Genomic DNA, 14,771 nt, shown 5'->3' with positions numbered 1-14,771 from the left:
AGTCCCCTTTTTCCCACCCTTGGAGAAGCAATGTCCAAAACCACGCCCAGACGGGCCGCCGGTGAGGTCCTGACGCACCGTCAGACGCTCACCGTCATGGTGGGCCTCATGCTCGGCATGTTCCTGTCCTCCCTGGACCAGACCATCGTGTCCACGTCCATTTACACCATCGCCAACGATCTCGATGGCCTTTCCCTGCAGGCATGGGCCACCACGGCCTACCTCATCACGTCCACGGTGAGCACCCCGCTGTACGGCAAGCTCAGCGACATCTTCGGCCGCCGGCCCCTGTACCTGGCCGCTATCCTGATCTTCCTCGCCGGCTCGCTCTACGCCGGCTCGGTGCACTCCATGACCGAGCTCGCCATTGCGCGCGGCATACAGGGTATGGGCGCCGGTGGCCTGCTGGCCCTCGCGTTGACGATCATCGGCGACATCGTCGCCCTGAAGGACCGCGCCAAGTTCCAGGGCTACTTCATGTCAGTCTTCGGCGTTTCCTCGGTCCTCGGCCCCGTAGTCGGCGGCGCCTTCGCTGGCTCCTCCAACATCCTTGGCTTCGACGGCTGGCGCTGGGTCTTCTTCATCAACTTGCCCATAGGCCTCGCCGCCCTGGCCGTGGTGTTCCTCTACCTGCACCTGCCCGCAAAGCACGTCAAGCAGAAGATCGACTACTGGGGCGCAGCAGCCATCACCTTGGCGATCGTGCCTCTCTTGCTCGTGGCTGAACAGGGCCGCAGCTGGGGCTGGACCTCTGTCAACTCTTGGATCTGCTACGGCCTCGGCGTCGTAGGCATCGTCGCGTTCCTGCTTGTTGAGCGGCGCGCCGGCGACTACGCGCTGATCCCCCTGCGGCTCTTCAGGAACATCACCTTCGGGCTGTCCTCCCTGTTGAACTTCATCATCGGTATCGGCATGTTCGGGGCCATCGCGATGCTCCCGATGTACCTGCAGCTGGTCAAGGGCCTCACTCCCACCGAAGCTGGCCTCATGATGATCACCTTCACGGTGGGCATCCTCTTCGGTTCCATTTCAGCGGGACGGACCATCTCGTCGTCGGGCGTTTTCCGGATCTTCCCGATCCTCGGCACGGGCATCCTGACCGCCGCCGCCATCGTCATGGGACTGTCCCTCGGTGTGGACACCGGACTCTGGGTTCCCGGCCTGATCGCCGTATTCTTCGGCATGGGCCTGGGCTTCTGCATGCAGCCGCTCACTTTGGCCATGCAGGTCTCCGTGCCGTCGAAGGACATGGGCGTGGGCACGTCCACCGCGGCGTTCTTCCGTTCCATGGGCGGCGCCGTGGGTACCGCGGTATTCATCTCGATGCTGTTCAGCCTGGCCGCCGACAAGATCGCCTCCGGCATGAAGGACGCCATGGGCAGCGCCGACTATCTCAAGGTCCTCAAGGATCCCGCTGTTGCCGCTGACCCCGCGAACGCCAAGCTGTACGACTTCTTCAAGAACGGCGCAACGAACGATTCGCTGAACGACACCAGCTGGCTGCACCACGCCAACCCGGCGCTCACGCGGCCCATCCTTGAGGGCTTCGCGCAGTCGATCGACGCCGTGATGTTGACTGCCGCAGCTCTCACCGGCCTCGCGTTCCTCATCACTTTCGCTTTGCCGAACAAGAAACTGACGGACCCGAAGTCGGCAGCGAAAGAGTCGGTTCCGGCCCACTAAGTTCCTCCGTTTGCCCGCACCCAACTGGCTCGCATTTGTTGTCGTTCTGAAGGCTCAGAACGACAACAAATGCGAGCTACTTGGGGGGCTACACGAGGTGTGGTTCGTGCGACTTCAGGAAGCGGCGTCCACCGGCGGCTACAAGGATCGCGAAGACGAGGGCCAGCGCCGCGGCGAAGAACGGAACCTGCGGCCCGAAGTGCTCGCCCAGCTGTGCCGCGATGAAGGGTGCCAGTGCTCCACCCATCCAGCGCACAAAGTTGTAACCGGCGGACGCCACGGGGCGCGGCGAGTCGGAAACCTCCATTGCCAGCTCGGTGTAGAGCGTGTTGTTGACTCCCAGCAAGGCTCCTGCCACGATGACCAGCACGACGACGGCGGTCACCGAGTGCCCCGCGGCGAGTCCCAGCCCAACAAGGTCCAGCAAGAGGGCCCCGAGGGTGCCGACGAGGACGTTCGTGGTGCCGAAGCGGCGCTGCAGCACGGGCGCCACGAAGACCGAGAACACGGCCACCGCCACGCCCCAACCGAAGAACACCGCGCCGATACCGTAAGCGTCCATCCCCAGGATGAAGGGGGTGAAAGCCAGGATGGTGAAGAAGCCGTAGTTGTAGAACAACGCGCTGGCTGCAGTGGTGCGAAGCCCCTTGTGGCCCAAGGCTAGGAGCGGGTCACGCAAACGCGCCTTCGTGGCCGGGGTCTTGGGCAAGAGGGCCAGCAAGGCGATGAAGGAAACGGCCATGAGGACCGCGGTGCCGAAAAAAGGTGCACGCCACTGCCAGCCGCCCAGGAGTGCGCCGAGCAACGGGCCGAGGGAGATACCCAGACCCAAGGCGGCCTCGTACAGAATGATGGCGGTTCCCGTTCCACCACTCGCGACACCGACAATCACGGCAAGCGCTGTGGCCACGAAGAGGGCGTTGCCAAGTCCCCAACCAGCCCGGAATCCGACCAGCTCACCCACGCTGCCGGACAAGCCGGACAGCGACGCGAACACGACAATCAGCGCCAGGCCGATCATGAGCGTCTTCTTGCCGCCGATCCTCGACGAAACGAAGCCCGTCACGAGCATCGCGATGGCGGTCACCAAGAAGTAGCTCGTGAAGAGCAGGGACACCTGGCTGGGGCTGGCTTGAAGGTTTTTGGCGATGGCCGGCAGGATCGGGTCCACCAAGCCGATGCCCATGAAGGCGAAGACGGCGGCAATCGCCGTGGCCCACACAGCTTTGGGCTGCTCGAGGAACGAGGCCTTCTCGGCCTCGAGGGTTTCTTCCGCTGGCTGCAGTTGGTCTGCGAGCTGGCCGTTCATGGACTGCTCTCCTAGTTTCTTTGCTTGTTCAGTTCTGGACTGGGCTATTGAGGTTGGCGATCTTGCCGAACACCGGAAGGGCGGCCTCGACAGCGTCGCGTTCCGTCTGGCTCAGCGTTGCGAGAATCCCGGCGATGAATTCATTGCGGCGGCGGTCTGCGTTTTCGACGGCGGCACGCCCCGCCGCGGTCGCAACGACGCGGACGGCGCGGGAGTCATCCGGGTCTGCCTCGCGCTTAACGAGACCTGCGCGCTCGAGCTTGATGATCTGCTCCGTGGCGCTAGGAACCTTGACCCCGAGGTTCCGGGCGATCTCTCCGACGCGGGCACCGCCGTCGAGCGCCATCTTGAGGACGCCAAGCTGCGCGGAACTGAGTTGCTCCTCGGAATCGAGGCGGCGCATCACGTAGACGCTCTGCCGCAAGGCCTCCCGGAATGATTGGGCGAGGCCAAGGAGTGAATCGTCAGCTTGATAGGTATTCATATTTAGGTATCCTAACAGTTAGGTAGCCTAAATATCAAGGGATGCAAGGTCCAGGATCTCGAGGGAATTACCGGCTAGAGCGCCAGCTTCATCCCCTCATGGCTGGCCACGAATCCAAGCCGTTCGTAGAAGCGATGGGCATCCTTGCGAGACTTGTCGCTGGTGAGCTGAACCAAAGTGCAACCCCGGCGCCGGGCCTCCTCGATGGCCCACTGCATCATTGCGGCACCGACCCCCTGGTCCCGCAGCTCGGCGGCGACACGGACGGCCTCGATCTGGCATCGCAAAGAACCTTTTCGCGCCAAGCCCGGGATGAAACTCAACTGGAATGTCGCCACGCAAGTGCCGTTCAAGTGGCCCACCACCAGCAGCTGGGCAGGATCCTCGTTGATCTGTTGGAACGCCTGCAGATAGGGACCAACGTCCTCTGCGTTTTCGCGGGAACTGCCCAACTGGTCCGCGGCGAGCAGTCTCAGAATGGCCGGAAGATCCTCCCAATGGGCCCGGCGGAGCGTGAAGACGCCTTCGTCCAGAACCATGCTCAACAGCGGCTTCAATCCGGGATTTGCGTGACTCATAACACCAGCCTGACACAGGCTGGTGGCTTCGGTTCCACAAACGTCATGAATTCTGGGTAAAACGATCAATCACGGTTTTTTGGATGCTTCGAGTTAGTTTGGACTAGCAGATTTGTTAGCCACATCACCATTGCGGCGAATGACCCGAAGGATGCACATATGTCTGACCAGACAACCACGGGGCAACGCACTGCCTCCAGCAATGACAGCGAGCCGCACTTGGCGCGCTCGCTGAGCAACCGGCACATCCAGTTGCTTGCCATTGGCGGCGCCATCGGCACGGGCCTGTTCATGGGCTCGGGAAAGACCATCTCCGTGGCGGGGCCGTCCGTGATCTTCGTCTACATGATCATCGGCTTCATGCTGTTCTTCGTCATGCGCGCCATGGGTCAGCTCCTGCTCTCCAACTTGAACTACAAATCCTTCAGCGACTTCGCGGGCGACCTCCTCGGACCGTGGGCGGGCTTCTTCACAGGATGGACCTACTGGTTCTGCTGGGTAGTAACCGGCGTGGCCGATGTCATCGCCATCGCAGGTTACGCCAATGAGCTCTGGCCGGGGGTACCGCTCTGGATTCCTGGCCTCGCGACCATCACCATCCTGCTGCTGCTGAACCTCCCCACGGTGAAGGCCTTCGGCGAAACCGAATTCTGGTTCGCCCTCATCAAGATCATTGCCATCGCAGCTTTGATCATTGTTGGCATCGTGATGATTTCAACCGGATTCACGTCCGACGCCGGAGCCGCGAGCTTCACCAACCTCTGGAGCCACGGCGGCTTCTTCCCCAAGGAATTCATGGGCTTCGTCGCCGGCTTCCAGATCGCGGTCTTTGCCTTCGTGGGAATCGAGCTGGTGGGCACTGCCGCAGCCGAGACAAAGAATCCGGAGCACAACCTGCCCCGCGCCATCAACGCCATCCCGGTCCGCGTCATGCTCTTCTACGTAGGCGCCCTCATCATCCTGATGTCCGTCATCCCCTGGACCGAGTTCAAGGCAGGCCACAGCCCCTTTATCGCCATGTTCTCGCTGGCCGGCCTGGGCATCGCGGCCACTGTGGTGAACCTCGTGGTCCTGACCTCCGCCATGTCCTCGGCCAACTCCGGTATCTACTCGACCTCCCGCATGGTGTTCGGCCTGGCGAACGACGGCGATGCCCCCAAGGTGTTCGGCCGCCTGTCCAGCCGCAAGGTACCGCAGAACGCCTTGTTCCTGTCCTGCGTGCTGCTGCTTGGCGGCGTCGCACTGCTCTACGCGGGCAAGGACATCGGGGCAGCGTTCGACATGGTCACCACGGTCTCCGCCGTCTGCTTCATGTTCGTCTGGTCGATCATCCTGGCCAGCTACCTCGTCTTCCGGAAGCGCCGGCCCCGCCTGCACGAGGGATCGAGCTTCAAAATGCCCGGCGGCATCCCGATGGTTTGGGTGGTCTTCGCATTCTTCGCCTTCCTGGTCTGGGCGCTGACCACCCAGCCGGACACCCTCACGGCCTTGCTCGTAACGCCCATCTGGTTCGTCATCCTCGCCGTCGCCTACGCTCTGGTCCGGAAGTCGCCGCTGCACCAGGCCCGGGTCGCGGAGTGGCAGGCGATGGCCGAAACCGAAACGACCGCCGTCGAGACCGCCGTCGAGACCGCCGCACGCTAAGACGCCCGCTCACGTTTAAGCGCCACGAACGACGAACCCTCCTTCACATCATGATGTGAAGGAGGGTTCGCGTAGTGGCCGTCAGATCTGCAGGAGGGTCGGTAAGAATCGGTCCAAAAGTGAGTGAGCGTTTGGGAAAACGGCCCCAAACGTGCAGGAGGGTCGGCGGGGAGCCTAGGACTCGGCTTTGCGGTCTTCGATCAGCTTCCGCACTTGCGGGAACAACGGGTGCGACGGCGGCAGTTCCGTGATGCGCTCGACCGCCTCGGCGGCGTCCATCTCGGAGAGAATCCGGGCGAGCTCCACAGCTTCGTCGTCCGCTCCGTCGTCGAAACGCAAGGCAGCAGCCATCGCATCGAGAAGGGCAACAGGAGTGATTCCGCGCTCGGCGAGTTCCGCAGCCGGACCGATGAACCGTTCGTGCCGGCCCAGCTTGCGCAGCGGAGCACGGCCTACCCGGTTCACGGTGTCCGGCAGGTACGGGTTGGAGAAGCGGGACAGGATCTTCTGCACGTACGCTTCCTGCTCCGCCTCGACGAATTCGTGCTTGGTCACGAGAAGCTGCTTGGTTTCTTCCAATACCGCCCGCACCCGGGCAGCAATGGAGGCGTCCGCCATGGCATCAGAGATCTTTTCCAGCCCGGCGCCATAGCCGAAGTACGCGGCCGCGGCGTGGCCCGTGTTGACCGTGAACAGTTTCCGTTCGATATAGGGACCGAGCTCGTCCACTAAAGTCGCTCCCGGGATCACCGGTGCCGCCCCCGCAAACGGAGTCCGGTCGATGACCCACTCATAGAAGGTCTCCACAGTGACGTCCAGGCCCTGACCCGGCGCCTGGGTGGGGACGATCCTGTCCACCGCGGTATTCGCAAACACCGCCACGGAGGAAAGGTCGCCAGCGGCGCCGTCCCAAGCGGCTTCCACTTCGGCATGCAGGAGGTCCGTTGCATTGATCGCGTTCTCACACGCCATCACCTGCAGCGGAGCCAACGACGGCGAGCGGCCGGCGATGCCCCGGGCAATCACCGGTGCCACGAACTTGAGGATATGCGGCCCCACCGCTGTGGTGACGAGGTCCGCCGTCGCGATTTCCGCGACGACGGCAGCCTCCTCCGAGCCCGAATTCAGGGCCCGGAACCCGCTCACGGTCTTGACGTCGCCATTTTCGCCCACCTCGTGGACCTCATAGGAGGATGCGGAGGCGAGCTGGCTGATCAAGGCATCCGCGACATCGGCGAAGACCACCTCATATCCAGCCTCGTGCAGCAGCAAGCCGACGAATCCCCGCCCGATGTTCCCTGCCCCAAAATGGACTGCCTTCACTATGCGTTGACCTTTCCGAACAGATCCAGCACTTCATCCACCGACGTGGCCTGCTCAAGCTGGGCCACTTGCGCCTTGTCCGTGAAGATCTTGGCGATGGAGGACAGGATGTGGAGGTGTTCGTTGTTGATGCCGGCGACGCCCACGACGAACTTGACCTGCTTGCCACCCCAGTCGATGCCCTCGGGGTAGCGGACAATCGACACACCCGAGTGCAGGATGTGGTTCTTTGCCGCGTTGGTGCCGTGCGGGATGGCCAGGAAGCTGCCCATGTACGTGGACACGGATTCCTCGCGCTCATGCATGGCGTGAATGTAGCCCATATCCACGGAGCCGCAGTCCAGCAGGAGCTTGCCGGCTTCGTCGATGGCCGAGTCGCGGTCCGTTGCGGATCCTTCGAGGATCACGCTTTCGGGGAGCAGGACATCCTTGCCCCCGACGACGGTCGCCTGGGCGGTGGCCGGCTGGGCGGCTTGGGCACCAGCGGCCGGTTCGGCAGCCGCCGTCGTGCCCTCGGCGCCGGGCTCGGCGTTGCTGCTCTTGACCAGCTCCACGATCTCCTCGTACCGGGGACTGTTCATGAAGTTGTCCACGGAGACGTGCACGGCGCTGGCGGTTACCGGGCGGGCGCGCTCGGTCAGGTCCTGGTGCGTCACGACAACGTCGTAGGTGTCGCTGAGGTTGGCAATGGCGGAATTGGTGACCTTGACGTCGGGGAAACCGGCTGCCTTGATCTTGTTCCGGAGTACCGAGGCACCCATGGCGCTCGAGCCCATGCCGGCGTCGCACGCGAACACGATGTTCTGGATAGGACGGGTCAGGACGGCAGTACCGCCGCCGGCGCCCAGCAGGCTCGAGGAAACGGAGCTCTTCTTGCCCTTGAGTTCTTCCATCTTGGACGTTGCCTGGCCCAGCGCGTCCACATCGGTGGTCTTGCTGGTTCGCAGGATGACCGAAGCGATGAGGAACGAGACTGTGGCCGCGAGGAGCACGGACAGGCCCACGCCCACGTAGCTGTCCTTCGCTGTTGCGGCAAAGACCGCGATGATGCTGCCCGGCGCTGCCGGCGAACGCAGCCCCGCGCCCGTGACCACCAGGGTGAAGATGCCGGTCATGCCGCCTGCGATGGTGGCGAGGATGAGGATCGGCTTCATGAGAATGTACGGGAAGTAGATCTCATGGATGCCGCCAACGAACTGGATCAGCGCGGCGCCAGGAGCGGACGCGCGTGCCAGGCCCTTGCCGAAGACCATGTAAGCGAGCAGGACACCGACGCCGGGACCGGGGTTGGCCTCGAGCAGGAACAGGATGGACTTGCCGTTTTGCAGCGCTTGTTCGGTGCCGAGCGGCGTGAGGATGCCGTGGTTGACGGCGTTGTTCAGGAAGAGGACCTTGGCTGGCTCGATGAAGATGCTGGTCAGCGGCAAGAGGCCGTTGTGGACGAGGAATTCGACGACGGCGCTCGCACCGTCACTGAAAGCCTTCACCACCGGGCCGATCACCAACATGCCGAAGATGGCCAAGGCGGCACCGACGATGCCCGCGGAGAAGTTGTCGATCAGCATCTCGAAGCCCGGCTTGACCCGGCCTTCCCATACCTTGTCGAGCTTCTTCATGATCCAGGCCGTGAGCGGGCCCATGATCATGGCGCCGATGAACATGGGGATGTCCGTACCAACAATCACGCCCATCGTGGCGACGGCTCCCACCACGCCGCCGCGGATGCCGTGAACCGCCCGGCCGCCGGTGTAGCCAATCAGGAGCGGCAACAGGTACGTAATCATCGGAGCCACAAGTTTGGCGAGGTCCGCGTTGGGTAAGAACCCTGCCGGGATGAACAGGGCGGTGATGATGCCCCATGCAATAAAGGCGCCGATGTTGGGCATGATCATGCCGGACAGGAACGTTCCGAACTTTTGGACACCAACGCGCACGCTGGTGCGCGGTTTCGCAACTGACACTGTTGCCATGTGTGAATTCCTAACGTGAGCCCCACAGCAGTGCGGGGTCAGTCGATATCTCTCGAAGAAGGACAGCTCTAGGAGCTGCTGGAGATTCGGTGAAGCCATTCAAGGAAAAGCTTCAACTCCGAACTGGATAGCTGGTCTGAATGCGAGGCTTGGAGTGCAGCATTCAGCGCGATTGCCGCAACAACAACGGACGACTTACCGGAGTCGTCTGCTGCGGCGCCACGGGCTGTATCCGTGGACACGGCGAAAATCATGGAATCCCGGGTCATGGTGGAGAGCTCGAGGTTCCGGTCTTCCAGGGGTTCTGCAATGAGCATGAGCGTGACACCAACGTTGGCTGCCAAGATGCTCCTTGCTGCCTCCCGCGGGGGTACGTTGATCTGCCCGGCAATGGCCGCCTTGCTCAGCATTTCCTCCAAAAGCGACTCGGCATCAGCCACGATGGCCGGCCTGCTTTCCGGACGGATGTTGCCGAACATCACCAAGTAGAGGTGCGGTTGGGTCAGCCCGAACTGGACGTGATTGTCCCACATCCGTTTGACGTCCTCCAGGGGTTCCCCAGAGGGCGAGAAGTCCCGCTCTCCCGCTACGTACTCCTCGAAGCCGGCTGCAACGACGGCGTCGAACAGCCCTTCTTTGTCGCCGAAGTGGTGGTAGAGCGTGGGCGCCGTGACGCCGGCGAGTTTGGTGATTTGGCGCGTAGAGACCGGTGACCCGTCCGAACTCGCCAGCAACTCGGCAGCTGCACGGAGCAGCCGAGTTTTGGGCGGAAGCTGGTCATCGAAACTCATAGCCGCTACCCTAGCACCTATAGCAATGCTATATGAAGTGAGTCACAGGAGATTTGTTCGGAACTCGAGGCGCCGTAGCCGGTGGGTCCGATCCGAGAGCAGGAACAGAGGATTTCAGTGCAGAATTTCCAAGGAGTAGGCGTCAGCCCCGGCCGCGTCATTGGCACTATCCGCCAGATGCCCAAGCCAGTCAGCGAACCGCCGTCGGGAGAGCAGCTAGCCTCTTCCACCACCGCGGAAGAGGCTGTCGCGCGACTGAAAACGGCAGCCCAGTCAGTCCACGACGAACTCAAAGCACGCGCGGACAAGGCCAGCGGTGACGGCAAGGCCGTGCTCGAAGCCACCGCACTGATGGCCAAGGACACCATGCTCCTGAAGTCGGCCACCAAGCTCATCAACAACAACGGCAGCTCCGCCGAACGCGCCATCTGGGAAGCCGGCGCATCCGTGTCGGAAATGCTCCACAACCTGGGCGGGTACATGGCCGAACGAGCCACCGACGTCCTGGACGTCCGCGCGCGGATCGTCGCCGAACTTCGCGGCGTCCCCGCCCCGGGCATCCCGGCGTCGGACACTCCCTTCATCCTGGTGGCCGAAGACCTGGCCCCCGCCGACACCGCAACGCTGGACCCCGCCGTCGTGACAGCACTGGTCACTTCTGGCGGCGGACCGCAATCCCATACGGCGATCATCGCGCGCTCGCTCGGGCTGCCCGCCGTCGTCGCCGCGCGCGGAGTGGACGAGATCCCGGACGGCGCCGAAGTCTTCGTCGACGGCGCCGCGGGCTCCCTCGCCCTCGAACCGTCCCCCGAACAGCGGGAAGCCGCCCGCGCGTGGCTCGAAAATGCCGCCACTCTGGCGGTTTTTGACGGAAACGGCACGACGGCGGACGGCCACCTGGTACCGCTTCTCGCCAATGTGGGCGGGGCCAAGGACGCTGCCGCGGCCGCCGCGCTGGGCGCCCAGGGAGTGGGGCTGTTCCGCACCGAATTCTGCTTCCTGGAACGCGACACCGAGCCGACCGTACTGGAACAAGCTGCCGCCTACCGGGGCGTGTTCGACGCCTTCCCTGGCAAGAAGGTAGTGCTCCGGACCCTTGACGCCGGTGCCGACAAACCCCTCCCCTTCCTCACCGACGCCACCGAGCCCAACCCGGCCCTCGGCGTGCGCGGCTACCGCACCGACTTCACCACGCCCGGCGTTTTGGAACGCCAACTCGAGGCCATCGCCATCGCGGCCAGCGAATCAGAAGCCGACGTGTGGGTCATGGCGCCCATGATCTCGACGCAGGCGGAAGCCGCCCGCTTTGCCGCACTGTGCGGCGCCGCGGGAATCAAGACACCCGGCGTCATGGTGGAAGTCCCTTCTGCGGCACTGACGGCGGCTTCGGTCCTGCGCCACGTGGGCTTCGCGTCCTTGGGCACCAACGACCTCACCCAGTACGCCATGGCCGCCGACCGGCAGCTCGGCCCCCTTGCCGACCTCAATACCCCGTGGCAGCCTGCCGTCCTGCGTCTCGTGCAGCTGACGGTTGCCGGGTCAGCGGAAGAAGGCAACAACAAACCCGTGGGCGTCTGCGGTGAAGCGGCCGCGGACCCGGCCCTCGCCGTCGTACTGGTTGGTTTGGGCGTATCCACGCTGTCCATGACCGCCCGCTCGCTGGCCGCCGTCGGAACCGTACTGAAGACGGTGACCCTGGAGCAGGCGCAGGAGCTGGCCCGGCTTGCGCTCAGTGCACCTGATGCGCTTGACGCAAAGGCCTGGGTCCGCGCCAAGCTGCCAATCCTTGAGGAACTCGGGCTCTGACAGCATCCTTTCGCTCATGACGCTTGGTGCGGCGAAGGGCGACGTCGTCACCCGATCCTCGCTCACGTATGACGGCCCCCAGCCAAACCCTCCTGCAGAAACAGGACCGGCCGAAAAGGCGCGCTTGTGCAGATTGCAGGAGCGTCCCGTCGATTCGCCTCATATCCGAGCGAGCGTCCGCGACTTTGGCCATATAGATGAGCGAGCGTCAGGGGGGTGCACAGGGGTGGCGGGGGGCCCGGGGGTGGCGCTCAGGCGAAGGCGGAGATACCCGTGATGGAGCGTCCGATAATCAAGGCTTGGACCGTCTCCGTGCCTTCATAGGTATGGATGCCCTCTATGTCGGCGAAGTGCCGGGCCACGCGGTTGGCCAACAGGATTCCGTTGCCACCCAGCAGGTCCCGCGCATTCGAAGCAACGCTTCGGGCGGTGCGGGTGCATGTGAACTTTGCGAGCGCCGCCTGCGCTGGGGTCAGGACGCCTTCTTCGTCCAGCCGGGTCATCTGCATGACCATGAGCTGCATGGTCGCGAGCTCGGAATGCATCCGGGCAAGTCGCTCCTGCACAATCTGCGAGGCAGCCAAAGGGCGGCCGAACTGCTGGCGCTGGCCTGCGTACTGCACCGCCGTCTCGTAGCAGGCCGTGGCATGCCCGACGGCGGACCAAGCCACTCCCAGCCGGGTCGCCAAGAGGACGCGGGCCGTGTCCTTGAAGCCCCGGGCACCCGGCAGGACATTTTTCACCGGCACAAAGACGTTCTCAAGCCGGATGTGCGCCTGCCAGATCGCCCGGAGGGAGAGCTTGCCGTCAATGGTCGTGGCGGAATAGCCCGGAGAATCCTGCGGAACGAGGTAGCCATGAACCTGTCCGTCGTCGCCACGGGCCCACACCACCGTCAGCCCGCCGATCGAACCGTTGCCTATCCACTTCTTTTCGCCGTTGAGCACATAACCGCCGGCGGCGGCGGTTGCGGTCGTTTCAAGCCCCACCGAGTCGGAGCCGTGCGCCGGTTCAGTCAGGGCGAAGGCGCCGTATTCTTCGGCTCGGGCCAGCGAGGAAAGCCATCTGGCCTGCTGCTCCGGGGAACCGCATTCAGCCACCGAACGCAAAGCCAGACCGCCCTGGACGGCAACCACGGTACCCATGGAGCCGTCGCCGCGGCTCAGTTCCATGGTGACCAGCCCGGCAGCGGTCTTGCTCATGGCCGGAAAGCCGTCCACGTCGATTCCGTCGCGCAGCAGGTCGAGCTCGCCCAGGCGTTTCACAAGGTGCAGCGGGTACTCCGCGCGCTCCCAGTACCCGGCGATCACAGGAAGGACCTCGTCTTGGACGAAGGTCCGGGCGCGGTCCCAGTAGGCCCGATCCTCGTGGCTGACGTCCTTGAAGACGGAGGCGGGATCCGGATCCAGCGCGCCGCCCAGGACATACTCGGGCTCCATGGTGCCCGCCGGGAAAACGGCATCGAGTTCTTCGGAAGTGCTCTCGGACGTCGTGGTCATGGGTGGTTCCTCACTCAGGGTTGCGTTCTCCGCTCCCAGCATGCGCTGACACTGAGTTTCATGTCAAGGAACTCAGTTTCAGCAAAATCCGACGCCGGCGTCGAAAAAGAGCTAAGCCAGGGCGTCCCGGACCGCTTGAAGGATCTCTTCCGTGCCCGCTGCCGGATCAAAGACAGCAACCACGACGGCGGGACGGCCACTTTCCGCGGACGACGCTCCGGCTGGCACACTGCTCGCCTCGCCGGCTGAAACCCGGGCAAAAGTATCGGCCAAAGCGCCCAATTCACGCCCGAGCCGGACGGCCAACCCTTGGGCTTCGGCTTCCCGCGCATCACGCTCGCCGCGCTCGACGCCCTCGCATTGTTCCCCACCAGCAGCAATTGCCCGCAGCCATTGGCGCAGGATGCTGTTGTGCACGGCAACCACGGCTGCAGCGAAGGCCACGGCGGTAACCTCCCGGCTCTCCCCCACGGGCAGGGCAGACAAGAGGTGGTTCCGGAAGGCGCGCTGATAGCGATGCGTCATGACGAGTTCGCGGTCTCGAAGAGCAGGTACCTGGTGCAGAAGTTCGTAGCGGGCGAGGGAGGTCTTCCGATTGCCCACATGGTGGCCAAAGACCAAGAGCGCCGCATCCACAACGGGACGAAACGGATCCGCCGTCGTGCGCGAAAGCTGTTCCTGAACCCGCGCCAGTATCCGGTCGTGGTCCGCGAACACAACGTCCTCTTTGGAGCCGAACTTCCGGAAGAACGTACTGCGGCTCATGCCGGTTGCTTCGGCGAGATCATCCACGGATGTCGCCTCGTACCCTTGCCGCGCCAGGAGCTCGATTGCCGTAGCGACGGCTGTGCCCGGATCCGGAACGGCTGGGTAATTGACCATAGGCGTGAATCTAACACGATAGAGGAGGCATACAGCTAGGCTTCTGCCATGGCATTGATAGCTCCCCGCGTGACGCCCGGCTTGGCCCTGGACGACGCCCGGAACCTGGCACGCTCGCTCCAGGACAGCAACGACATCACCGTTTTCGTGGACGGCACCGTTCACCGGCTGCCAGATGAGGCCAGGGACGCCGTGGTCGACCTCCTTGGCCGGCTAGGCCGCGGCGAAGCAGTGACGGTCAGTAGCGTGGAGGAAATGCTCACAACGTCGCGGGCGGCTGAACTTGCGGGGATCTCGCACACCTACCTGCGCAACATGACCGATCGTGGCGAAATCCCTGTCGAATACCGCGGCACGCACCGCCGCATCCGGCTCGCGGACATCATGGCGTGGCTGGAGACACAGAAGAGCAAGAAGCCGGCGGCGGACGGGGAAAGCACCAGCGAGTAGCGAAGGGGTGGTTCTTCGGCGGTAGAGCTCGCTGCCGCTGGAGTCACCCGCCTACCACGTCTGTCGGGGACTCGCGGAGGAGGAATACCGACCATCCGCCCCGTTACCCAAATGTGACTTTACCGTGCGGCTGTTGTAACGTCGAGGGCGCGACCCAATCCCCAGCGGGCCGCTTCCGGGCTGACGCCGAGCTCTGCCGCAACCCGGAATCCGCCAGAACCGCGGCAGAGACGGGGGACCCAGAGTCTCCGGGCCTAGTTCTCCATGGGCCCTTGGGGTGAAGCCGCCACGCGCGGCCGGACGGCCTCGTCCGAACCCGACAGCTAACCTCGAAGGCGTTGAGAGGCAATCA

General features: G+C 63.8%; 12 protein-coding genes and 1 riboswitch. Of the genes, 4 read left to right on the top strand and 8 right to left on the bottom strand.

Annotated features, from left to right (window positions below; genetic code table 11):
• The first annotated feature begins 30 nt into the window (after positions 1–30).
• Complete coding sequence (locus ABD884_RS24355) at positions 31–1,683, top strand: MDR family MFS transporter (protein WP_345053685.1); 1,653 nt, start codon at positions 31–33, stop codon at positions 1,681–1,683.
• Positions 1,684–1,771: 88 nt separating this feature from the next.
• On the opposite strand, the gene ABD884_RS24350 is transcribed toward ABD884_RS24355, so the two are convergent.
• The 3 genes from ABD884_RS24350 to ABD884_RS24340 all read right to left on the bottom strand — a co-directional run bounded on the left by ABD884_RS24350 (position 1,772) and on the right by ABD884_RS24340 (position 4,054).
• Positions 1,772–2,992: an MFS transporter gene (locus ABD884_RS24350; RefSeq protein WP_345053680.1), complete on the bottom strand. Its 1,221-nt coding sequence runs from the start codon at positions 2,990–2,992 to the stop codon at positions 1,772–1,774.
• A 28-nt stretch (positions 2,993–3,020) separates the two neighbouring features.
• Positions 3,021–3,476: a MarR family winged helix-turn-helix transcriptional regulator gene (locus tag ABD884_RS24345; protein WP_345053677.1), complete on the bottom strand. Its 456-nt coding sequence runs from the start codon at positions 3,474–3,476 to the stop codon at positions 3,021–3,023.
• Positions 3,477–3,550: 74 nt separating this feature from the next.
• On the bottom strand, positions 3,551–4,054 hold the full coding sequence (locus ABD884_RS24340; RefSeq protein WP_345053672.1) for a GNAT family N-acetyltransferase: 504 nt from the start codon (positions 4,052–4,054) through the stop codon (positions 3,551–3,553).
• A gap of 159 nt (positions 4,055–4,213) precedes the next feature.
• Between ABD884_RS24340 and ABD884_RS24335 the strand changes: the two genes are divergently transcribed.
• Complete coding sequence (locus ABD884_RS24335; RefSeq protein ID WP_345053669.1) at positions 4,214–5,698, top strand: amino acid permease; 1,485 nt, start codon at positions 4,214–4,216, stop codon at positions 5,696–5,698.
• A gap of 174 nt (positions 5,699–5,872) precedes the next feature.
• Here ABD884_RS24335 and ABD884_RS24330 read toward each other — a convergent pair whose 3' ends face one another.
• The 3 genes from ABD884_RS24330 to ABD884_RS24320 form a co-directional block, all read right to left on the bottom strand.
• Positions 5,873–7,021, bottom strand: coding sequence for a mannitol-1-phosphate 5-dehydrogenase (locus ABD884_RS24330; RefSeq protein ID WP_345053664.1), 1,149 nt, complete (start codon positions 7,019–7,021; stop codon positions 5,873–5,875).
• A complete protein-coding gene (locus ABD884_RS24325) occupies positions 7,021–8,991 on the bottom strand; it encodes a PTS mannitol transporter subunit IICBA (protein ID WP_345053660.1) in 1,971 nt (656 codons plus the stop codon). The genes ABD884_RS24330 and ABD884_RS24325 overlap by 1 nt, the downstream gene beginning before the upstream one ends.
• 68 nt (positions 8,992–9,059) lie before the next feature.
• Positions 9,060–9,782, bottom strand: coding sequence for a TetR/AcrR family transcriptional regulator (locus ABD884_RS24320; protein ID WP_345053655.1), 723 nt, complete (start codon positions 9,780–9,782; stop codon positions 9,060–9,062).
• 117 nt (positions 9,783–9,899) lie between these two features.
• On the opposite strand from ABD884_RS24320, the gene ptsP reads away from it, so the two are divergent.
• On the top strand, positions 9,900–11,588 hold the full coding sequence (gene ptsP / locus ABD884_RS24315; RefSeq protein ID WP_345053650.1) for a phosphoenolpyruvate--protein phosphotransferase: 1,689 nt from the start codon (positions 9,900–9,902) through the stop codon (positions 11,586–11,588).
• Between the two features lie 251 nt (positions 11,589–11,839).
• Here ptsP and ABD884_RS24310 read toward each other — a convergent pair whose 3' ends face one another.
• Together ABD884_RS24310 and ABD884_RS24305 are read right to left on the bottom strand one after the other, a co-directional pair.
• Positions 11,840–13,087, bottom strand: a complete 1,248-nt coding sequence (locus ABD884_RS24310; protein ID WP_345053644.1) for an acyl-CoA dehydrogenase family protein — start codon at positions 13,085–13,087, stop codon at positions 11,840–11,842.
• Positions 13,088–13,198: 111 nt separating this feature from the next.
• The gene (locus tag ABD884_RS24305) at positions 13,199–13,969 is read right to left on the bottom strand and encodes a TetR family transcriptional regulator (protein WP_345053636.1); all 771 of its coding nucleotides are present in this window, start codon (positions 13,967–13,969) and stop codon (positions 13,199–13,201) included.
• A 48-nt stretch (positions 13,970–14,017) separates the two neighbouring features.
• Here ABD884_RS24305 and ABD884_RS24300 point away from each other — a divergent pair, with 48 nt between their 5' ends.
• Complete coding sequence (locus tag ABD884_RS24300; RefSeq protein WP_345053627.1) at positions 14,018–14,419, top strand: helix-turn-helix domain-containing protein; 402 nt, start codon at positions 14,018–14,020, stop codon at positions 14,417–14,419.
• Positions 14,420–14,620: 201 nt separating this feature from the next.
• A riboswitch (cyclic di-AMP (ydaO/yuaA leader) is annotated at positions 14,621–14,771 on the top strand.

Origin of the sequence: Arthrobacter methylotrophus, from assembly GCF_039539965.1 — a bacterium.
In the GTDB taxonomy this organism is placed as follows: domain Bacteria; phylum Actinomycetota; class Actinomycetes; order Actinomycetales; family Micrococcaceae; genus Arthrobacter; species Arthrobacter methylotrophus.
The sequence above is the reverse complement of the archived record's forward strand: the minus strand, read 5'-3'. Positions and strand labels throughout refer to the sequence as shown.

Excerpts from the sequence above, each read along its gene's own strand:
- ABD884_RS24355 (WP_345053685.1), top strand. The coding sequence starts at position 31 with ATGTCCAAAACCACGCCCAGACGGGCCGCCGGTGAGGTCCTGACGCAC.
- ABD884_RS24350 (WP_345053680.1), bottom strand. The coding sequence starts at position 2,992 with ATGAACGGCCAGCTCGCAGACCAACTGCAGCCAGCGGAAGAAACCCTC.
- ABD884_RS24345 (WP_345053677.1), bottom strand. The coding sequence starts at position 3,476 with ATGAATACCTATCAAGCTGACGATTCACTCCTTGGCCTCGCCCAATCA.
- ABD884_RS24340 (WP_345053672.1), bottom strand. The coding sequence starts at position 4,054 with ATGAGTCACGCAAATCCCGGATTGAAGCCGCTGTTGAGCATGGTTCTG.
- ABD884_RS24335 (WP_345053669.1), top strand. The coding sequence starts at position 4,214 with ATGTCTGACCAGACAACCACGGGGCAACGCACTGCCTCCAGCAATGAC.
- ABD884_RS24325 (WP_345053660.1), bottom strand. The coding sequence starts at position 8,991 with ATGGCAACAGTGTCAGTTGCGAAACCGCGCACCAGCGTGCGCGTTGGT.
- ABD884_RS24320 (WP_345053655.1), bottom strand. The coding sequence starts at position 9,782 with ATGAGTTTCGATGACCAGCTTCCGCCCAAAACTCGGCTGCTCCGTGCA.
- ABD884_RS24310 (WP_345053644.1), bottom strand. The coding sequence starts at position 13,087 with ATGACCACGACGTCCGAGAGCACTTCCGAAGAACTCGATGCCGTTTTC.
- ABD884_RS24305 (WP_345053636.1), bottom strand. The coding sequence starts at position 13,969 with ATGGTCAATTACCCAGCCGTTCCGGATCCGGGCACAGCCGTCGCTACG.
- ABD884_RS24300 (WP_345053627.1), top strand. The coding sequence starts at position 14,018 with ATGGCATTGATAGCTCCCCGCGTGACGCCCGGCTTGGCCCTGGACGAC.